At 44.3% G+C, this 19119-nt stretch carries 24 protein-coding genes and 1 tRNA gene; 5 read left to right on the top strand and 20 right to left on the bottom strand.

The genetic code is table 11. The features are described 5' to 3' along the window. Positions 1-134 precede the first annotated feature (134 nt). From V513_RS03960 to V513_RS03895, 14 genes are all read right to left on the bottom strand, one after another. Positions 135-707 carry a thymidine kinase gene (locus V513_RS03960; protein WP_014730169.1) on the bottom strand — a complete coding sequence of 191 codons (573 nt, stop codon included), beginning with the start codon at positions 705-707 and terminating at the stop codon, positions 135-137. A gap of 4 nt (positions 708-711) precedes the next feature. After that, positions 712-1506 carry a carbohydrate kinase gene (locus V513_RS03955; protein WP_099771808.1) on the bottom strand — a complete coding sequence of 265 codons (795 nt, stop codon included), beginning with the start codon at positions 1504-1506 and terminating at the stop codon, positions 712-714. Continuing rightward, the gene (gene upp, locus V513_RS03950; RefSeq protein WP_041928061.1) at positions 1475-2113 is read right to left on the bottom strand and encodes a uracil phosphoribosyltransferase; all 639 of its coding nucleotides are present in this window, start codon (positions 2111-2113) and stop codon (positions 1475-1477) included. The genes V513_RS03955 and upp overlap by 32 nt, the downstream gene beginning before the upstream one ends. Next, positions 2100-3389: a serine hydroxymethyltransferase gene (glyA, locus tag V513_RS03945; RefSeq protein ID WP_099771807.1), complete on the bottom strand. Its 1290-nt coding sequence runs from the start codon at positions 3387-3389 to the stop codon at positions 2100-2102. The genes upp and glyA overlap by 14 nt, the downstream gene beginning before the upstream one ends. Before the next feature lie 21 nt (positions 3390-3410). Beyond that, entirely contained in the window at positions 3411-4457 is a 1047-nt protein-coding gene (gene mtnA / locus V513_RS03940) for an S-methyl-5-thioribose-1-phosphate isomerase (RefSeq protein WP_099771806.1), read from the bottom strand. Then, positions 4454-5263, bottom strand: coding sequence for an Mrp/NBP35 family ATP-binding protein (locus V513_RS03935; protein WP_099771805.1), 810 nt, complete (start codon positions 5261-5263; stop codon positions 4454-4456). Before V513_RS03935 ends, mtnA begins: the two co-directional genes overlap by 4 nt. Continuing rightward, the gene (locus tag V513_RS03930; RefSeq protein WP_014730164.1) at positions 5260-5682 is read right to left on the bottom strand and encodes an OsmC family protein; all 423 of its coding nucleotides are present in this window, start codon (positions 5680-5682) and stop codon (positions 5260-5262) included. The genes V513_RS03935 and V513_RS03930 overlap by 4 nt, the downstream gene beginning before the upstream one ends. A 42-nt stretch (positions 5683-5724) precedes the next feature. Further along, positions 5725-6084: a 50S ribosomal protein L20 gene (rplT, locus tag V513_RS03925; RefSeq protein ID WP_099771804.1), complete on the bottom strand. Its 360-nt coding sequence runs from the start codon at positions 6082-6084 to the stop codon at positions 5725-5727. A gap of 23 nt (positions 6085-6107) precedes the next feature. Next, positions 6108-6311 carry a 50S ribosomal protein L35 gene (gene rpmI / locus V513_RS03920; protein WP_006491740.1) on the bottom strand — a complete coding sequence of 68 codons (204 nt, stop codon included), beginning with the start codon at positions 6309-6311 and terminating at the stop codon, positions 6108-6110. Beyond that, complete coding sequence (infC, locus tag V513_RS03915; RefSeq protein ID WP_257212000.1) at positions 6280-6846, bottom strand: translation initiation factor IF-3; 567 nt, start codon at positions 6844-6846, stop codon at positions 6280-6282. Before infC ends, rpmI begins: the two co-directional genes overlap by 32 nt. A gap of 124 nt (positions 6847-6970) precedes the next feature. After that, positions 6971-7046, bottom strand: a tRNA-Lys gene (locus V513_RS03910). Between the two features lie 49 nt (positions 7047-7095). Continuing rightward, positions 7096-7899 (bottom strand): carbon-nitrogen hydrolase family protein, encoded by an 804-nt coding sequence (locus V513_RS03905; RefSeq protein WP_180274831.1) that lies wholly within the window; start codon positions 7897-7899, stop codon positions 7096-7098. A 1-nt stretch (position 7900) separates the two neighbouring features. Further along, positions 7901-8386 carry a hypothetical protein gene (locus V513_RS03900; protein ID WP_099771803.1) on the bottom strand — a complete coding sequence of 162 codons (486 nt, stop codon included), beginning with the start codon at positions 8384-8386 and terminating at the stop codon, positions 7901-7903. Next, positions 8386-9102 (bottom strand): tetratricopeptide repeat protein, encoded by a 717-nt coding sequence (locus tag V513_RS03895; protein WP_014730160.1) that lies wholly within the window; start codon positions 9100-9102, stop codon positions 8386-8388. Before V513_RS03895 ends, V513_RS03900 begins: the two co-directional genes overlap by 1 nt. An 82-nt stretch (positions 9103-9184) precedes the next feature. Between V513_RS03895 and thiI the strand changes: the two genes are divergently transcribed. From thiI to V513_RS03875, 4 genes are read left to right on the top strand one after another with little or no spacing between them, the layout of a single operon-like run. Continuing rightward, positions 9185-10399, top strand: coding sequence for a tRNA uracil 4-sulfurtransferase ThiI (gene thiI / locus V513_RS03890; protein WP_014730159.1), 1215 nt, complete (start codon positions 9185-9187; stop codon positions 10397-10399). Further along, complete coding sequence (locus V513_RS03885; protein ID WP_006491732.1) at positions 10374-11126, top strand: lysophospholipid acyltransferase family protein; 753 nt, start codon at positions 10374-10376, stop codon at positions 11124-11126. The genes thiI and V513_RS03885 overlap by 26 nt, the downstream gene beginning before the upstream one ends. Positions 11127-11136: 10 nt before the next feature. Beyond that, positions 11137-11670, top strand: a complete 534-nt coding sequence (locus V513_RS03880; RefSeq protein ID WP_099771802.1) for a bifunctional nuclease family protein — start codon at positions 11137-11139, stop codon at positions 11668-11670. Then, positions 11657-12496 carry a polyprenyl synthetase family protein gene (locus V513_RS03875; RefSeq protein WP_099771801.1) on the top strand — a complete coding sequence of 280 codons (840 nt, stop codon included), beginning with the start codon at positions 11657-11659 and terminating at the stop codon, positions 12494-12496. The genes V513_RS03880 and V513_RS03875 overlap by 14 nt, the downstream gene beginning before the upstream one ends. A gap of 1 nt (position 12497) precedes the next feature. On the opposite strand, the gene V513_RS03870 is transcribed toward V513_RS03875, so the two are convergent. Then, a complete protein-coding gene (locus V513_RS03870; RefSeq protein WP_257211933.1) occupies positions 12498-13319 on the bottom strand; it encodes a serine/threonine protein kinase in 822 nt (273 codons plus the stop codon). An 84-nt stretch (positions 13320-13403) separates the two neighbouring features. Between V513_RS03870 and V513_RS03865 the strand changes: the two genes are divergently transcribed. Further along, positions 13404-14246: a PHP domain-containing protein gene (locus tag V513_RS03865; protein ID WP_099771800.1), complete on the top strand. Its 843-nt coding sequence runs from the start codon at positions 13404-13406 to the stop codon at positions 14244-14246. Between the two features lie 152 nt (positions 14247-14398). On the opposite strand, the gene V513_RS03860 is transcribed toward V513_RS03865, so the two are convergent. The 5 genes from V513_RS03860 to V513_RS03845 all read right to left on the bottom strand — a co-directional run bounded on the left by V513_RS03860 (position 14399) and on the right by V513_RS03845 (position 19016). Beyond that, positions 14399-15295, bottom strand: coding sequence for a bifunctional enoyl-CoA hydratase/phosphate acetyltransferase (locus V513_RS03860; RefSeq protein ID WP_099771799.1), 897 nt, complete (start codon positions 15293-15295; stop codon positions 14399-14401). Between the two features lie 326 nt (positions 15296-15621). Then, positions 15622-16602, bottom strand: coding sequence for an extracellular catalytic domain type 1 short-chain-length polyhydroxyalkanoate depolymerase (locus V513_RS03855; protein WP_099771798.1), 981 nt, complete (start codon positions 16600-16602; stop codon positions 15622-15624). 14 nt (positions 16603-16616) lie between these two features. Next, entirely contained in the window at positions 16617-17813 is a 1197-nt protein-coding gene (locus tag V513_RS03850; protein ID WP_099771797.1) for a macrolide family glycosyltransferase, read from the bottom strand. Positions 17814-17906: 93 nt separating this feature from the next. Continuing rightward, complete coding sequence (locus V513_RS13850) at positions 17907-18068, bottom strand: hypothetical protein (RefSeq protein ID WP_180274830.1); 162 nt, start codon at positions 18066-18068, stop codon at positions 17907-17909. Between the two features lie 123 nt (positions 18069-18191). Continuing rightward, positions 18192-19016: a S8 family peptidase gene (locus tag V513_RS03845; protein WP_099771796.1), complete on the bottom strand. Its 825-nt coding sequence runs from the start codon at positions 19014-19016 to the stop codon at positions 18192-18194. Between the last annotated feature and the right edge of the window lie 103 nt (positions 19017-19119).

The following is a 19119-nucleotide window of genomic DNA, read 5'->3' as shown; positions in this document are numbered from 1 at the left end:
AGTTACCGTGAAGGTATCAATATACTTAATTAATCTATGAATCTTCGAAGAAAGTGTTTCTAAGGATTAATGTCAGTCATCCATCTTGGCATCGGAGAATTCTATAAAAAAGACCAAAAGAGGAAAATAGCTTCTTAGCCCCAGTCTTTCGCATTCAGTTTTTTGTAACAATCTCTACAAACCGCGATGTATTTTTCCATACCACCTATATCTATTTCACTGTCAGTTGGACCTGAAATTCTGTGAGTAACGGTGGCATTGTACTCACCGCATATGTGACAGACAGCCTTCTTCTTTATCACCTCGTCTGCCGCAGCCATCAGATTCGCGGTTACGGCAAAAGGCCTGTGCTTGTAACTTAAATCGAGACCAACACAGAATACATCTACACCACTGAAGATTATCTCTTCTACAATGCGAAGGAGGTTTTCGTCAAAAAAGTTGATTTCATCAATAAAAATCGCGTCGAGTTTCCCCTTTTCCTTGGACACGATTTCCTTGATTTCGGAGGAATCGTAAACATTTATCGCTTCCGCCATCTGACCGGAGTGACTTACAACATGATCAGAAGAGTATCTGTCGTCTATTACTGGTTTGAAAACCTTTATTCGCTTCTTTCCAAGTGTGTAAATTTCAATCATGGAAAGAAGCGTCGAGGTCTTTCCCGAATACATTGGTCCCACTACGACCGTGAGCTTACCGGACATATCTTCAACCCCTTATCACGTAATTAAGACTGCTCCTTATCCCAAGCATAAACTGCTCGACCGACCTGGTCTGTGAGCAAAACTCTCCGCTTACCTTTACTGCTTCTCCAATAGCTTCTTCTGGAGATGCTCCATTCATGAGTAGCAGCGAAAAAACCGATCCAAATATATCCCCGCTTCCGAAACGATTCTTCCCAACCACAGGTGGCAAATAATCTTTACCAGCAAAGTAAACGCCCTTTTCTGAAGCCTTTATAATCAGGCGCCTGTCGCTTTTTTCAAATGACATGTACTCATTTGCCAGAATAAAATCATACTTCCCCAGTCCATCGAGACCTTTGAACTCATGAAAGGGAGATGGATCAACAACTTTGATCCTCGACTTCACCGAACTAATAACTGATGCAGCTTGCTGACCAATTTCCAGAGTACTGTAGAGCAGATCGTACTCTTCATCGATCAGAATTCCTACCAGCTCTTGATTTGCGTCGACAGGCTGAGGTTTCTGCACGGCAATGACATCAGAACCGCTGAAGAGAAAAATACCGTGTGCACAATCAGGCATAACGGGGATTGATCTGAAAGACCACCGATCAGAATCGCAAACACCAAAACAACTCAAAAATAGGACTTCAGCACCGAGTAACAAAAGAGAGGTTGCCACATTGAATGCCGATCCTCCATCTGTCTTGACTATACTGGCTTTGTGACCGCTGCCCGATACTTCAACATCCTCTAGGTAACCTCCAAGAACCAGGGCCCTAAACTTACTTCGTTCTGTAAAGTCTGTCACCGGCATCTCCTAGACCCGGAATTATATAGGCATGGTCGTTGAGTCTTTCGTCGAGAGCCGCCGTAAAGATCTTCACGTCGGGATGATTCTTCTCAATGAATCTTACACCCTCCGGAGCAGCGATGAGACACATTAGCGAGATTTGTTTCGCCCCGGCTTTCTTCACTACTTTCAGAGCCCACGATGAGGACACTCCCGTTGCCAGCATAGGGTCTAGAACGAATAGCTGAGTATTTTCATCAACACTCGGAAGCTTTGAATAGTACTCCACCGGCTGTATTGTGTCGGGATCTCTATATATTCCGATGTATCCGACCGAAGCGTTGGGCATCAATGAAAGAACTCCTTCCACCATTCCCAGGCCGGCCCTGAGGATGGGAACGACCGTCACTTTCTTATCCTCTATACACTGGCCCACCATCTTCACCAGCGGTGTCTTGATTTCCTTATCGTACGTCGGTATATGTCTCGTCGCCTCGTAAGTAAGGAGTAATGTGATTTCTTTTAAGAGCTCCCTGAATTCCTTCGGACCGGTCTGATCATCTCTCATTATTCCAAGCTTATGTTGAATAAGCGGATGGTTGACTACCGTAAGCTGGTCAAACACCTGCATCACTCCTGTGAATCAGATCTGAATAGAGTGGGAATTTGCTTGTTAGCGTCTTGACTTCCTCACTGATCTCTCTCACTTTTGTCTGTGAGATCTCTCCCTTTTCTCCCTCTATGCTCTCTAGAACTCGAATAATTAAATCGGCAATCAAGGGCATTTCTTTCTCAGTCATACCCCTTGTAGTAATCGCAGGAGTTCCGATCCTTATTCCACTGGTGACAAAAGGTGACCTGGTTTCTTTTGGGATAGTATTTTTGTTGACCGTAATGTCCGCTTTTTCCAGGGCCTTTTCCGCAGCTTTTCCAGTAACATTCATAGGATTCAGATCAACGAGGAACAGATGTGTGTCTGTACCCCCAGATACTATCCTAAGACCTTTTTCCTCAAGCGACTTCGCCAGTCTGCGAGTGTTGTAGATGATGTTCTGCTGATAAGCCTTGAATTCGTCTCTTAGAGCCTCGCCAAACGAAACTGCTTTTGATGCGATCACATGCATGAGCGGGCCACCTTGAGTACCCGGAAACACCATCTTGTCAACCGACTTTGCGATCTCCTCGTTATTTGTGAGAATCATTCCCCCTCGTGGCCCTCTCAGGGTCTTGTGCGTCGTAGTCGTCACAACATGTGCAAAATCTAGGGGGTTAGGGTAAAGTCCTGCGGCTACAAGGCCGGCAAAGTGGGCCATATCTACCATCAGAACGGCGTGTACCTCGTCGGCAATATCTCTGAATTTTTTGAAATCGATTATTCGGGAATAAGCGCTTCCGCCGGCAACAATTACAGAAGGTTTAGCATCAAGAGCAACTTTCCTCACTTCATCATAGTCGATTACCTCGGTTTCCTCATTGACTCCATAAGAGACTGCATTGAAGAGTTTCCCGGAGAAATTGACCGGAGATCCATGAGTTAGGTGGCCCCCGTGGCTCAAAGACATACCCATAATCGTATCGCCTGGCTTGGCAACTGCCAGATAAGCAGCCATGTTTGCCTGAGAACCCGAATGGGGCTGGACGTTGACAAACCCTGCATCAAAAAGTTTCTTGGCTCTCTCACGCGCCAGATCTTCAACTTCGTCAACGAAGACACATCCTCCGTAATACCTTCTGGAAGGATAACCCTCTGCGTATTTGTTCGTCATGACCGATCCCATTGCTTCCATTACAGCCCTGGAAACAAAATTCTCTGAAGCGATCAACTCAAGCCCGTTTATCTGTCTTTCAAGCTCTTTGAACATTATGTCGAAGACTTGTTTATCAGTTTTCTCTAGAGATTCCCACATCCAAATAACCTCCTCCAGATTCTATTCAAACATTCCTCTCAGCGATACGTCATATGGCGGCCTCGCAATTCCCTTTTCCGTGATTATTCCTGTTATCAAACTCGATGGGGTTACATCAAATGCTGGATTCAAACACCTCACGCCTTCCGGCGCAATTTGTTGATTGCCTATGTGAGTTATCTCTCTATGGCTCCTCTCTTCTATCGGTATTTCTTCTCCAGAAGCGGTTGTGAGATCCACAGTGCTCAGTGGGGCAGCTATGTAGAAAGGAATCCCATGCCTCTGGGCAAGTATTGCAACGGAATACGTCCCAATTTTATTCGCGGCATCGCCATTAGCTGCAATTCTATCTGCTCCGACTAGAACCAGGTCAATGAATCCCTTCTTCATTACCCATCCTGCCATGTTGTCACATATTAGTGTCACGTCGATCCCTGATTTAATGAGTTCCCAGGCCGTCAACCGCGCTCCCTGAAGATAAGGGCGAGTTTCATCGGCGAAGATTTTGATTCTCTTACCCTGTTCCACAGCAGCTCGCATTACCCCGAGAGCCGTGCCGTAATCGACTGTTGCAAGAGCTCCGGCATTACAGTGAGTTAAAATTCCATCTCCATCTCTCACAACCGTTGCTCCATTTCTTCCTAACGATTTATTGATTTCTATATCCTCTTTTGCAATACTCAGGGCCGCTCGCTCGAGCGACTCGATGAGTTTCTTCCTTTCCAAACCCCAGTTAGAATTAAGAGCGTTTTCCATTCTGTCCAGGGCCCAAAAGAGGTTCACGGCAGTGGGCCTACTCTCGGAAAGCCTTTTCTTAACAGTTGTCATGTGATCCAACAAGACTTCATCGGAAGCATCCAGTACTTCCTGTGCACCTAGCAGATAACCGAAGGCTGCAGTGGCGCCTATTGCTGGAGCACCTCTGACTATCATTTCTCTTATCGCAACATATACTTCTTCATGGTTCCTGCATTCTACATACTCTTCTGCCGTAGGAAGCTTCCTCTGATCAATCATTTTCAGGCGGTCTTCGCTCCACTCAAGTGTCAAACTTTTGAAATGACTCACTGAACTTTCACCCTTTTCACTATCTCCCTCACTGTTTCCCGGTAAGCGGTTTCCAGCTCAGATCCTCTCATGTTAGTCACAATGCTTTTCCCGGTGTCTGAAAAACCTACGAGTGCGGGATCAAATGGAAGAGAACCGATTAGCGGAATCTTGAAGAGATTTTCAAGATCCTTTCCTCCGCCCTCGCCAAAGAGTCTTATCACTTCTCCGCAGTGTGGGCACCTCAAATAAGACATATTCTCGACAATTCCAAGAATATCTCTGTGCATGGTCTTGACAAGATTAATCGCCCTCTTCACGTCCTGAACGGCAACTGCCTGGGGAGTAGTGACTACAACGGCCACAAGATCGGTTAGAGTCTGCAGAACGGTGAGCGGCTCGTCTCCCGTCCCTGGAGGAGAATCGATTACGAGAAAGTCTAGTTCACCCCACATAACATCCCCGAGAAACTGGTAGATCGCTGTCGTCTTCATCGGCCCACGCCAAATCACCGGAGCATCCTCTTCAACGAAACTTGAGATGCTAATAACCTTCAGGTTAGGCAGAGCCTCGGGAGGGAAAATCTGTCCTTCTACAACTTCGGGCTGCTTTTTCAGACCGACCATCCTCGCTACGTTGGGTCCATGGAGATCTATATCCATCAGACCGGTCTTGAAGCCTTCATCTGCCAAAGCTAGCGCTAGATTGACCGCGACCGTCGTCTTGCCAACTCCCCCCTTTCCAGACATAACGAGTATCTTATTCTTTATTGACTTAACGTTGTCTCTTATGGTTTCCATTCTCTCTGCCATTTCTTTTGGATTCACTTTTCTTCACCTTCATATTCAATTCTCATTGACATATCAGCCGTTTTGCCAAGCATAGCCGAGACAGAACAGTATCTTTCCTGAGAGAGGGTAACCGCCTTTTCTATCTTATCCTTCGGTAGATTCTTACCCGAGAAGTGATATACGAGTTCGATGCTCGTGAATACTTTCGGATGTTCCTTTGCATGCTCATAATTTGCAGAAATCCAGTACTCGTAGTCCGTAACCTTCATCTTGGAGAGAATCGAAACTACATCCATTGAAGTGCAACCCATCAGCGCGGCCATTACCATCTCCATTGGAGCTGGCGCCGATCCATCGCCTCCAGAACTTTCATTTGCATCCATATGTATATCATGGCCAGAAGGAGTCTTTGCATAGAAGGCCATCTTTCCTATTCTCCTTGCAGAGTATTCCATCGTCCTTCATCTCCCTTCAAAAAAAAAGGGCCTGAGCCCCTTTTAATTTCCATTCAACGCCGATTTGGCGATTTCACAATACTCCTTGAACGTTCCAAAATCGTTGACTGCAAGATCGGCAAGCATTTTTCTGTTTATGTTTACTCCTGCAATCTTCAAACCATGAATCAGATCGTTGTACTTAGTTCCTGCGATTCTTGCGCCAGCATTTATTCTAGTAATCCAGAGCTTCCTGAAATCTCTCTTTCTTACTTTCCTTCCTGCGTACGCGTACACTCCGGATCTTATGTAGTACTGCTTTGCAAGTCTGTACCTTCTACTGAGGGCACCTCTGTATCCTTTAGCGGCTTTCAAATATCTCAGCTTTTTCTTCTTAGAGTTTACTCCACCTTTTACACGCATCTAAATCTCACCTCACAACAGGGTCAAATGCCCAGGCTTTTCTTAACTTTCTTCTCATATCCGCCCTCGACCAGTTTCCACTTTCTGGCCTCACGACGGCTGCTTTCGCTCTTCTTACCGGTATTATGGCCAGTTCCAGACTGATTTCTCATGATCTTTCCACTACCGGTCACCTTATACCTTTTGGCACTTGCCTTATGAGTCTTCATTTTTACTTTGTTGCCCATTATCTTTACCTCCTTGAGGAGTTGTCTTTGGCTTAAGGATCATCCACATATCTCTCCCCTCCAGCTTTGGAGGCCGATCGATATCGGAAATCTGCTGAAGCTGATCTGCAACTCGTTCGAGAATCTCTCTCCCTTTATCTGAAAAGACAATTTCCCTTCCTCTGAACATGATTACCACTCTTACTTTGCTTCCCTTTTCAAGAAACTCTTTGATCCTGTTCGTCTTGGTCTGGAAATCGTGTTCATCGATTCTAATCCTGAATTTCATCTCTTTAAGCTGGGACTGCTTAGTTTTCTTCTTCGCTTCCTTCTTGCGCTTGTCTTTTTCGTACTTGTACTTCCCATAATCCATGATCCTTGCAACTGGCGGATTCGCCGCAGGTGCTACAAGAACAAGATCCAGTCCCTTTTCTCTGGCAATTCTCAAAGCTTCTGACGTCTGGACTACCCCAAGCTGTTCGCCGTTCATGTCAACAAGTCTAACCGTCTTCGTCATTATTTCGTTGTTCTTCGGAGTTGAGTCACCTCTTGCGATACTACATCACCTCTCAAAAAAAATTGGCGGAAAATCCCGCCATGTCAATAACCCTTCTTTCAGGTATCGACCCCTCAACCTTAGGGCGGGGGTGGGAGAACTTCTCCACTTAATCTTCTCACTCTGGTGAGCCGTGCAGGGATCGAACCTGCAACCTATTGATTAAGAATCAATCGCTCTGCCTGCTGAGCTAACGGCCCACTAACGGTATTTATTCTATCTCATGCGAATGAACCTGTCAACCGGGTTTCAACGGTAAAGATCGTCTCTAAAGTTGGAGAAATAACCGTGTGAATCACGGCTCTCTCCGAATCGATACTTCTTGACCAGCCTAATGTCGATCTCGGCAGAAGCAAAACCTTCGGCTCCTCCGCAATCTACAATAATCTCGCCTGAAGGTGAGATTATTCTGCTTTCTCCAACAAAGTTCATTGTCTTATTTGTACCGCACTGGCTAGAGGCGACCAGGAAGCATCCATTCTCTATTGAGCGGGCTCTGGTTGCTGTCTCAAAGATCAATTTCCTTTCCCTTCCAAAGGCAAATGGAACCAGGAGAACCTCTGCCCCCTGTTTACATAGCTTTCTTGAGATCTCTGGAAACCCTATTTCGTAACACATAAGCACTCCGAACTGGATTCCAGAGAACTCGAAAGTCTTGAATTCACTACCGGGAGTGAAGACTTTCTTTTCATCGCGGAAAAGGTGGGTTTTGTTGTAGTAAATCGGTTCTAGATAAGGCAGCATTATGACAGTAGAGTTGAAAAAACCTCCATTCGTTTTGTTTACGATTCCACCTACAACTGCAATATCATTGTAGTCTGCAAGAGCAGAGAGAACCTCCACGGTCTCTTCTTGCATTTCAGAGGCATTGCTTATAGTCGCCTCATCTGTGCCGTACCCGCTGTTGAACATCTCGGGGAGAAGAACAAGATCTACATTTTCTTCAACGAGACTCTCTATGTAACTGGTAATCTTCTCCAGATTCTCCCCAGGGGCATCATTATCGGCTCTGAATTGAACAATCCCAATTTTGATCTTTCCCGTGTTACCCATTTCAGCTTTCACCATCCTGTTCAAAGGGACTTCTAACTAATGGCTTGTAGATTCTCCTGATGTCTTGAAACGCAACAAGAGCGATCAATGCAATACCAAGGATCAAACCGCCGCTTCCAAGTCGCATCCATGCAATTCTGCTTAAGGCAGTCCCAACCAGAATCCAGTATCCCAGGGAAAGGACGACCGATAGAGATCTTCTGTGGTGAAAAAGCCCATAGAACCCCGAGACTCCCTGTGCTACTGCAAGGATTACAACTTCGCTTCTGTAAACCATGCCTGCCGTGTCTTGAAAATAGCCAAATAGAATTACAACATAGAACAAAGTAAGCGTCAAATTCTGAATCCTGGCAACCCGCTCAGTCTTGCTACCGAGGATCATTCCGATCAGGACCAGGGAAACCACAATCGCCGAGAGCATAATAGAATAGTTCAGGAATGGCATGATAAAGAGAAGAAACAGAGAAAAAATTATCCTGTATATCATCAGTAACCGTTATCTTCCAGCCACTTCTGAGCGTTTTCTTTTGCTTCCTGACCTTGAACGATAAAATCGGGCTGGAGTTCGAGTTCAAGTACCTTTCTGTAATACTGGGCCGCCAGATCCTTCTTCTTCCAAACCTGATAAAGCACCGCCAACTCATAATAGCTGTTGAGATATCCCGGATCGTTTTCGATAGCCTTCATGAACCGCTCTTCCGACTTCCCGTAATTTCTGTACGGCCAGGGTGTATCACGATCCCTCATGCCCTTAGCAATGAATGGGAATGGGCTATCAGGCATCAGTTCCATTGCTTTGTCAATACTCTTGTCGAAATCCGATATGAGAAACATGGACTGAATTATTCCTGCCATCTGAGCGAGTTGTCCTATTGCCGCTCCCTTAACATAGTAGGCCATTCCATATGAGTCATCCATTTTTATTGCCTGTTCTGCAAGCTCTCTTGCCTTGTTATAATGAGTCTCTCTTGTCTTCTTATCCTCTATCCAGTTCGCGTATTCCCGGTGACAATCCGCGAGAAGAGTGAGGATTTCTATATCTTCCAGGTCCTCAGACTCAAGTTTTTCAATGAACTCGGCCATCATTTCGGTGTCTTCCATGGCCCTTATTTGAACAAACTCGGAAAGCAACGCTTCGTATTCAGAAGCAAAGAAAACCGATGAAAAGACAATCAAAAAAATGATCACAAGCATTTTCTTCATAAAACAGCACACCTCCAAACGAAGATTGTATGATAGGAATATTATATAACTACATGAGGGAAAGATTGACGGAGGTAGGTTAATGAATAGATTTGTTGTGGTCAGGTATGGAGAAATCGCTCTGAAGAAAGGGAACAGAAAGCTTTTCGAGAAAGTCCTCGTAAACAACATAAAGAGGCAACTGGGAAGATCGACAGTCGAAAGAATCAGAGGACGGATAATCGTCTCTGTTCCCTCAGAGAGACTAAGATCGTCGATAGAAATAATGTCCAGAACGTTTGGCATACAGAACTTCAGTGTCGGAACATGGACTTCCTATGATCTGGAAGATATTTACCTGACCTCGGTCGATCTTGCAAAGGATGAAATGAAGAGAGGAAGAAAGACTTTCAAGGTTGAAACCCGGAGACTGGACAAGAGATTTCCTCTAAAAAGCGTTGAGCTGAATCCCCTCGTTGGGGAGAGAATTCTCGAAGAACTCCCTGAAACGAGTGTAGATATTCACAATCCTGAATTCAAGATAGAGATTGAGATAAGGGATGAAGGAGTGCTGATCTCGAGTGGGAAGACAACAGCAAGCGGAGGTCTTCCCGTTGGAGTTAGCGGTAGGGCTTTGTTGCTGCTTTCGGGCGGAATTGATAGCCCTGTAGCAGGGTGGCTGGCTCAAAAGAGGGGGTTGGATCTCGATGCAATACACTTCTCCAGTCCTCCTTACACCGGAGAAAGATCATTTGACAAAGTTCTGTCACTAGCGAAAACTCTCTCAATCTATAACGGTGGAAGAGAGTTCAGGCTATATTCCATGCATTTTACCGACGCTCAGATTGCAGTCCATAAACACGTTGAAGAAAGATATAGCCTGGTCTGCCAGAGAAGACTGATGATGAAAATCGCAAGTAAGATAGCAGAAGCTCAAAGAATAATCGCAATCGTTACGGGAGAGAACCTGGGCCAGGTTGCAAGTCAGACCCTTGAAAACTTGAGAGTTATCGAAGAACAGACTGAGCTAATAGTGCTCAGGCCGCTACTATCTTACGATAAAATCGAGACAATAGAGCTCGCGAAACAAATAGGCACGTTTGAAACGTCGATTTTGCCATACGAAGATTGTTGTACTGTTTTTGTTCCGTCGAATCCAGTAACAAAGGCGAGGCTTTTCGACATAAATCGGGTCGAAGCTGGACTAGACCTGGAATGTCTTGCAAAAGATATAATTGAAAAGTCCAAGATGTACCGGATAAAGAATGGCGATATACTGGAGGTAAAGAGCATTGAGATTCCTGAAGAAGCTTCTTAGCTTACTCGTAACTGTCTGGATTGCCGTGCTCGGAGTTCTCTACATCTGTGTTTATGGCGGTATAGTCATTCTAATTGGAAATGTGATCGGGAAATTCAAAGGGAAGAAAGAGAGAAAGACCTTCATTTCAAGAGAGGTCTCTAGATTCGGCAGGGCGGCTTTCGTGCTTTCGGGGTCAAGAGTAAGGTTGTCTGGTAAGGAAAACGTTCCAGAGACTGGCCCCATGGTTATCGTCGCAAATCATCAAAGCGCATTCGATATACCTCTTATACCCGGCTACGTCTACCCAGAGATAGCTTTCATTGCAAAAAAAGAGCTCTCAAAGATTCCTGGCATAAGCTGGTTCATAAGCGCGCTGGACGGAGTATACATTGAAAGAGGAAACAGATTACAAACGGCCGGCGCAATGAGGAAAATATTCAGAATTCTGAAAGAGGACGGAACGATTCTTCTTTTTCCAGAAGGGACACGAAGCGAGGCCGGTGAAATTGGGAAATTCAAAGAAGGGAGTCTATCAATTCCCTATAAACTTGGTGTGAAGGTCCTCCCCGTGGCACTTGACGGAACACGCAATCTTCTCAGGAAGAACAGCTTTCTGATCACACCTTCGAGAATCTCTCTTTCTGTTTGCAAACCTATCCTTCCCCAAGATTTCAATTCCGAGGAAGACTTCAGCGGAGAAGTCTATAATATAATTAAGGCAGCTTTGGAATCAATGAGAAATTGAGGTGGGTTCTATGTTACAGGTAAGACTGAGGGGCCTTGCTCTTGACCAGAGTAATTCCCCGGTGGTAATACTTGAAGTTGAAAAGACTAACAAAGGTTTCGGAATATGGATCGGACCGTTCGAGGCCGAAGCTCTTGCCCTCGCGATTAGCGGAAAGGACTTCCCAAGGCCCTTAACATATGACCTATTTGTAAATACGGTTACTCAACTTGGCGGGGTATTTGAAAAGGCGGTGATCGGACAGGTTAAAGACAATGTTTATTACGCTTCTCTGCACTTGCAGGATAGAAGCGGACAGCTTTACGTTGTCGATGCGCGTCCTTCCGATTGTCTTGTGCTTGCCGTCAAAAAGGGCTTCCCGATTTTTGTAGAAGATTCGGTGTTTAAAGAGAGTTCGATCGACCTAAGCAATCTACAGACCGACGCGCTTCAGCACGGCCAGGAAGAAGATACCGAGGGTTTCAAGAAGTTTGTCGAGAATCTCGATATCGAAGAGCTGAAAAAACATTTTAGGAACAAGGAAGACGATAGTGAAACTAGCTGAATTCTCTCCCTTTTTCAACTGCAAACTCAAGAACTTTCTGGACGAACTCCACATATCCAAGCCTTTCAAAGATGTCGTCAGCTATACTCCGCTGGCTGGAGGCAAGAGGCTCAGGGCATATCTAATCTGGGAACTTTCCAGGTACACGGGGTTTGGAGAGGAAAACGCTTTGAAGGCTGGAATTGCCGTTGAGCTGTTTCACAGCGGGAGCCTGATTCACGATGATCTACCTGCCATAGATAACGACACTATTCGGCGAGGCCTGCCATCAAGTCATATCAAATTCGGTGAATCCAAGGCAATACTTGCGGGAGATTTTCTTATGCTTTTTCCAGGCAGGGTCTTTTCCTCCCTTGATCTTGAAACCAGATACATTCATCCCATTCTAGAGCTGTGGCAAGAGACATCACTTAAAGTTGTAGAGGGTGAATTCGATGACGTCTTTCCAGAAGACGAATCCATAGAACAGATGGAAAGGATCCATGCTGCAAAGACAGGAGCTCTTTTTGGCTTCTGCTTCGCTGCCCCCTTCATAAGAGAGAAAAGAGAAAAGATAGACGAGATGTACAAACTCGGTGTGAGATTCGGAAAACTCTTCCAAATGATGGACGACATAAAGGACGTCATTTCTACCGAAAGTGAACTTGGAAAGACACCCGGAAAAGATGGGAAACAGAATAGACTGACTATTCTATCCTTCGAGTCTCTTGAAGAGGCCCAGATAGAGGTCAAGGAGTCGTTTCATTCGATTCTCGGAGAAATAGACTCTTTTACCGACCTCAAGAAAGAGATGAGAGATATATACTATCTGATTGCCAGAAGATAAATCAAAATCCAAATAGCCTCGGCCTCAACGCTTTTCTGAAGTGATCGGCGTCTGTGTACCTCTTGTCTGCAACTAGAGACATTGACTTTTCCAGAATTCTTCGTGCCTTCCTGGGGAATAGATCTAAGACAAGTGGAATTCCCTTAATCCTCTCTGTCGAAGGAATAGGATCCTCTCCACTCAGGAGAAAGAAAAGGATACCTCCTACGGAATAGACGTCCCATGAATAGCTTGGAGTTGAAGAAGATAAGAATTTCTCGGGACAGGTGTAACTCAAAGAAACAACCTTAGAAAGTGAATTCATCAAGTAAACATCTTTCAAACAGGCTGCGCCGAAATCCATGACCTTTATTTTTCCTTCATCTGTAAGCATGACGTTGGTCGGCTTTAAGTCACCATGAATGTAACCTCTTTCATGGATCGAGGACACACCCTTAAGGATTTCATCGATGATTTCTAGAGCTTCAGACTCATCAACAACTCCATCGGACTTCACCGAGTCTCTTAATGTTCTTCCGCTTATAAATTCCATAACATAGTAAGCTGTGTTGTTCTCCGTAAAAAGATCAAGTACCTTCACGACCCTATCATCGTCGATTTTAGACATGATTGTGAATTCTTCTGAAAAAGAAGAAAGCCTTTCGAAATAGGCTTCCTTCAGATCGCTGCTTATGGGTTTAACGAAATTACCTTCCCTTTCTGCACCTCTTGGAAAGAACTCCTTAACAGCCACGCTATTTCCGGTATGGAAGTCTGAGCATAAATAGGTCATGCCAAAACCGCCCCTTCCAAGGGGCTCGATAATTCTGTAACGTTTTTTCAAGATTGTTCCTTCGTTGAGGTAGTATTGTATTGTGATCACCTCTAGTAGAATAATATCATCATTGATGTAAAAGGTGGTAGCTGAATGTTTGTAGACTTTCACTGTCATTCTGATCATTCCGACGGCACGGACTCGGTTGCGGCAATAGTGCAAAAGGCTGCGGACAAAAGAATCTCCATTCTCTCTGTTACCGACCACGATACACTGGCTGGCCAGAATGAAGCCAGGGAACTGTGCTTGAGAGCTGGAATAAAGTACATAAGGGGAGTAGAGATAAGCTGTGACTTTCATGAGACCCTCGATGTTCTTGGTTACGGTATGGTTTTCGAAGCTTCGTCTATGGAAGAAGAGCTCAGACAGTTGAGGCTTAAGAGAGATCTTAGGAACACAAGGATTCTCTCGAGGCTGCGATCTCTCGGTGTTCAGATTACCGATGAAGAGCTGGAAAGTTCATTTCCCGGTGAAAGTCTGGGAAGACCACACATAGCCAATCTAATTGTGAGAAAGGGTTATTCTGACTCAACAGAAAATGCCTTCAAAGAGTTTCTAGGAAAAGATGGAAAAGCGTACGTTGAGAAAGAGAAGCTATCCATAAAGAGTGCAATTGAACTCATTCTCTCCGCTGGGGGTGTTCCCGTCCTAGCCCATCCTCTTTCGATGATGCTAGATCGAAAAGAAACGATAGAGATCATTAGGACAATGATACGTTACGGATTAAAAGGCATGGAAGTGTTTTACAAGACCTATGAAGAAACAACTCGAGAAGAGCTTTTCGAAATCTCAGGAAACCTCGGATTGATAGCCACGGGCGGCAGTGATTATCACGGGAAGCACAAGAAAGATCTCGAGCTCGGGATTGATATTCCAGACTCTGCAGTTTCCAGATTCCTTGAATCCTTACCCGCCGACAACGGCCTTAACTATTAGGGCTTCCGAGTTGTCTCCAGAAACGTATTAAGATTTGCGATCTTACCGTTCTCAGTCACAATATACTGATCATAATCGATCGATAGAGAACTGAGCAGCTCGCTAAATCATGTTTCCTTCGGTATTTATAGTCTCATCTCTAAAATTGCCCTTCATGAGCTCTTGCCGATCGAATAACTGGCCAGGGCGATAGATGCCAGTTTAGAAGCAGCCGAATCGGCTCTGGATACAATAACGATTGGGGCAGTTGCACCCAAAATAAGACCGGCGATCGTTCCACCGGCAAGATAGACGGCCGACTTGCCCACAAAATTACCACTTGCAATATCCGGTACGACTAGGAGATCGGCCTGCCCTGCTACCGGCCCGGAAATCTTCTTGATTTGTGCCGCTGCAAGCGAAAGCGCATTGTCCACACCTAGAGGCCCATCGATTACACAATCGCTGATCTGCCCTCTTTGGCTCATCTTGGAAATAACGGCCGCATCGATAGTCTCTTGCATATCTTCGTTCACAACCTCAACAGCAGCAATAAGCGCGACTTTTGGTTTTTCATAGCCTATTGACTTCAGAAAGGCAACGGCGTTCTCGATTATCGACACTTTTGTCTGTAGATCCGGGCGGATTATCATTCCTCCGTCGGTTACGAAAACAACCCTGTCGACTACCGGAACATCCATAGCCGCTATGTGGCTCAAAACCCTTCCCGATCTTAAGCCCCATTCTTTGTTCAGAACCGCTTTCAGGAGAATCGATGTCTTCAACAGTCCCTTCATCACAACATCGGCTTTGCCGGAACTAACTAACTTTATCCCCTTCTCGCAAGCTTCTTCGGGGGAGGAGGCGGGTATCAACTCTCCCTCAAGTCCTTCTTCTTTCAAGATTTCGAGAGTCTCTGCTTCTCTGCCAACAAAAACCGGCGTTGCGATCCCTTCGTCAAATGCGTGTTTGAGAGCCCTTATCCCCTCTCTATCTTCTGATCCTATAAGAACAACTCTTCGAGTACCGCCTGCCTTGGCAAGCGAAACAAGTTCAGAAAAGTCTTTCAACAAAAACCCTCCTTGACACCGATTTGCACTTCTTCCCAAAGGAAAGTATAACCCATACGGAAGTCAAGGAGGAAGCTATCTCTCTTGAGTAGATTTAATTATGATGCATTAAGGTTATAACAGAGTGACAATCAAACCAACGTGGCACCGCATTTCAAAAGTGATTCAAATATCTACCACGAACTTATGCACCTTTCAGAACTTATTCCTACCATTTGTTCACTTTTGCTGTCAAAGCTCAGTATTAACTTAAAAGCATGTCATAAAAACATCATCAGCCAATTCTGCTTTAGTAGAATAACACTGAACCTTAAAAGATAGTTCCCTCACTGCCGTGTATGGTTCTTGAAAAAATTCCAGATAACCTCATTAGCATTTATCTCCTGGCTTGTTTTGCCGATAACCCGTTCCGACAGTTTAGAAGAACCTCCGGGCCAAGTATGTCCGCCGCCTTCGATTGCATATAGAATCACTTCCGTCCCTTCCACTCCTCCGGTATAAGTGATTCGCCGTACCTGAGTGCCATCATTGGGATCATTATCCAGTTTAGTGATTTCCGCGGGGATAATTGAGCATTGGTTGTGCTTTACCCATAATTTAATACTCTCGCTGACTGAAAGTACTTTGCCGAGCTTTTTGTTTCCAAAAGGTCCGGTTATATCTCCACCTTGCCAGGGCATCAGTGGATCGGCAGTGTTATTGATAACCAGCATGGAAACAGGTTTGGCGGGTGTATAGTTAGCTGCTAAATTCTCGGGAATATTACCATCCACCGGAGCTGCCGCTGCGATTTTTTCAGACAATTCAGCGGCCAGGCGATACGTCATCATCGCTCCATTGGACATTCCTGTAACATAAACCCTCTGGGGGTCAACATTCTCTTCTTTAATCAATTGATCAATCAAAGCGGAGATAAAACCGACATCGTCGATATTCTCCCGGTGTGCCGGGTGGTCTTCTTCTTTGCTACGGCCGTCGTTCCACTGATTGTCCACAGCATCCAGATAAACTACAACAAACCCCTCTTCGTCTGCCAACACATTAAAACCACCCTGGGTTGTTTCTACCATTCCGGACCCACTTCCCCCTCCACCATGCAAGGCGATAACCAGCGGCATGGGTTGGGATTGATCGCGGTTAGGCGGAATATGCATGAGATAAGTACGCTTTAAACCACCGACCATTATGGAACCTTCCGTATCTTGAGAATCTCGGTCGTTATTGGAAGCGTTAGCCGCCATTCCAATCACGGAGAGAATGAAAACTAGCATTAATGAGACTAAGATTAATCTTTTCGACTTCATCATCCTTTCCTTCCCTCTTAAGTTTCATTTTCCATAACATAATTTAATATAGCATCAGCTCCGGCTTTATACCCTCCAGCCTCTCGAAAATCCTCACCTATTTTTCCTGCACTTTCATAAAATGATCTGCTCTCTATAATGTAAACAGACTTTTTAAATAGATATTCAGAATCAATTTCCTTTTTTGTAATACATATCCCCGCACCCAATTCCTCAACTCTTTTGGCAACCATGACCTGCTCGGGTTGCTGGGGGAAAATCAATAGAGGCACCCCGAAATAAAGGGCTTCATTCACACTGTTCATTCCACCGTGGGATATAAACAAACTGGCTCTTTTTAAAACTTCTATCTGGGGAACATAGTTCTCAATATAAATATTGGACGGTACGACTCCGAATTCTTTCTTATTTACTTTGCTGCCTATGGAAATCAATACATTGAATTCCGACTTAGAAAATGCTTTAATACATTCCCTGTAAAAATCCAGTCTTTCATTTGCAATAGTACCTAAAGAGATATAGACAAGCTTCCTGTCTCCAATATTTTCAAATGAAAAGTCCTGGGCATCCTTCCTGTCGTAAATTGACGGACCTATGAATACGAACTTATTACCAAGCTTAGCTCCATCCGGCTGAAATTGCAAAGATGTGAATACTATATTTAACTCTTCTTGGTTACGGAAAAGATCCATTATTTTGCCGTCTACTCCATATTCTACTTTTAATCTTCTTTTTGTCGAAACAATATCAAAAATTTTGCCTATACCTTCTTCAAGCGCCATTTTTAAAATTTTCTTTCTGAATCCATCGGCTTTATTGGTTGTCTCTCCGGAGAACACAAAGGTAGATGTCGTATTTACAGCCTTTATTCCAAGATGCTTTGCCATATACTTGCCCCAGGGACACATGGAATCATGAATGATGTAATCAGGCTGCAATTTTCTGATATAGTTCATCTCTTCGGACATTACCTCTTCTGTGGCTTTTAGAAGCATTCCTGCCAGATTTACGAAATTACCGCCTGATGTTGGCCCTTGAGGGAGAGAGAAACTGTAGGGCTTATATCTTGCACCTGCTTTTTCAATTTTTTCTCTGAATGCTTCAGTACTGTAATATATGATTGTTTCTCCTCTTTTCACCAGTTCATTTACTATTGGCAGTGTTGGGTTAATATGTCCATGGGCAGGTACATTAAAGAAAATTCCGATCCCCATTAGTTTTCACCTTCCTCTCAAAAGCCTTTGCTTTTTCCATATCCTTATTCACTCTTATGTCTGTACTGCATGGCAATAAGTCTTATTCTATTACTAAAGAACTTCTTCTAATAACTTTGTAAGTTCGTTTATTTCATTTAATAGCAGTTCCAGATTCTTAGTCAGGTCTATTTGCATCTCCAGTATGTCGGGAAACATTGCCTTTGCCTCTTCATAATTTCCTTCAGAGAAAAGTTGAGCTATTTCATCCCACATCTTCTGTAGTTCTTCACTTCTTGTTTTTACATATTCCTGATAGCCTGCCAGCTTTTCAATCTCCTGTTGTATCTGAATTAACTCTTCGGGAGTGAGTTCTAAGGTACCCTGTTCATAGCTGTCCTAGAACTGCTCCAGAAGGGGCTTAAGTATTTCCAAACCTTCGTATATCTCCTGCATATATTGCTTATTGATTTCCTGGTTTTCTTTAAACTCTTTTTTCCATTCTTCAATCTGCTCCTCATTCTCTTCCTTGTAGTTACTTACTTTATCCTTTAGATCACTTAATTTAGATTTTATCTCAGAACTATTATCTGCATTGTTATTTGATATCACCAGACTGTTTACATCATTTTGCCGGATTTTCAGTTTGCTTGCTCCATCAATGGCTTTTTGCAAGGAATTAAATGTAGCCTGTTCTTCAGTCGATGATACTTCCTCTCCTGTTAACAACTTCCATGCCTTTTCAGCATTGGGCAATCCATAGCCGGACTTCTGATCCTGTCCTTCTTCTAAAATATCCTCGGAAGATTCATTTAATATACTAACAAGTTCAACAACATTAATATCAGGCTTCTGAGTCAGCATTATTGAAGCAATGCCTGAAACAACCGGTGCAGCCATACTGGTTCCATCCCAGGCTTCATATTGATTCCCTGGTACAGCGCTCAAAATTTTCACACCGGAAGCAGCAGCCTCCACACTATTCCCATAATTTGAAAATCTTGCTTTTGTTTTCAGTGGATTTATTGCCCCTACTGTATACACATTCTCCTGCCCTGCCGGTGTATAGCTGTCGCAATTTTGGTTATCATTTCCGGAAGCAGCCACCACAAATACACCCTTTTCACTGGCATATCGAACAGCATTAGCGATGTCCACATCCTCACCGGGTCCTCCCAGGCTGAGGTTGATAATATTTGCTCCCTGATCTACCGCATACTCAATACCTTTAGCACTGACATCTAAATCGCTCTGTACGGTTCAAAATCAGCCTCATAGATTTGTTCCCATGAACCGATATTTTCGTAATTTTTACACTTCGGATTTT

The sequence above is a fragment of the Mesotoga sp. H07.pep.5.3 genome, from assembly GCF_002752615.1.
GTDB lineage: Bacteria > Thermotogota > Thermotogae > Petrotogales > Kosmotogaceae > Mesotoga > Mesotoga prima.
Note: the sequence above shows the minus strand (reverse complement) of the source record. Positions and strands in the feature narration are given on the sequence as shown.

Coding starts and splice junctions, on each gene's coding strand:
- V513_RS03900 (WP_099771803.1), bottom strand. CDS start 8,386: ATGATATACAGGATAATTTTTTCTCTGTTTCTTCTCTTTATCATGCCA.
- V513_RS13850 (WP_180274830.1), bottom strand. CDS start 18,068: ATGTGGGATGAAATAGCTCAACTTTTCTCTGAAGGAAATTATGAAGAG.
- rpmI (WP_006491740.1), bottom strand. CDS start 6,311: ATGGGCAACAAAGTAAAAATGAAGACTCATAAGGCAAGTGCCAAAAGG.
- V513_RS03855 (WP_099771798.1), bottom strand. CDS start 16,602: ATGATGAAGTCGAAAAGATTAATCTTAGTCTCATTAATGCTAGTTTTC.
- V513_RS03955 (WP_099771808.1), bottom strand. CDS start 1,506: ATGCCGGTGACAGACTTTACAGAACGAAGTAAGTTTAGGGCCCTGGTT.
- V513_RS03960 (WP_014730169.1), bottom strand. CDS start 707: ATGTCCGGTAAGCTCACGGTCGTAGTGGGACCAATGTATTCGGGAAAG.
- glyA (WP_099771807.1), bottom strand. CDS start 3,389: ATGTGGGAATCTCTAGAGAAAACTGATAAACAAGTCTTCGACATAATG.
- V513_RS03850 (WP_099771797.1), bottom strand. CDS start 17,813: ATGGGGATCGGAATTTTCTTTAATGTACCTGCCCATGGACATATTAAC.
- V513_RS03880 (WP_099771802.1), top strand. CDS start 11,137: ATGTTACAGGTAAGACTGAGGGGCCTTGCTCTTGACCAGAGTAATTCC.
- V513_RS03895 (WP_014730160.1), bottom strand. CDS start 9,102: ATGAAGAAAATGCTTGTGATCATTTTTTTGATTGTCTTTTCATCGGTT.
- thiI (WP_014730159.1), top strand. CDS start 9,185: ATGAATAGATTTGTTGTGGTCAGGTATGGAGAAATCGCTCTGAAGAAA.
- upp (WP_041928061.1), bottom strand. CDS start 2,113: ATGCAGGTGTTTGACCAGCTTACGGTAGTCAACCATCCGCTTATTCAA.
- rplT (WP_099771804.1), bottom strand. CDS start 6,084: ATGCGTGTAAAAGGTGGAGTAAACTCTAAGAAGAAAAAGCTGAGATAT.
- V513_RS03930 (WP_014730164.1), bottom strand. CDS start 5,682: ATGGAATACTCTGCAAGGAGAATAGGAAAGATGGCCTTCTATGCAAAG.
- V513_RS03865 (WP_099771800.1), top strand. CDS start 13,404: ATGTTTGTAGACTTTCACTGTCATTCTGATCATTCCGACGGCACGGAC.
- V513_RS03905 (WP_180274831.1), bottom strand. CDS start 7,899: ATGGGTAACACGGGAAAGATCAAAATTGGGATTGTTCAATTCAGAGCC.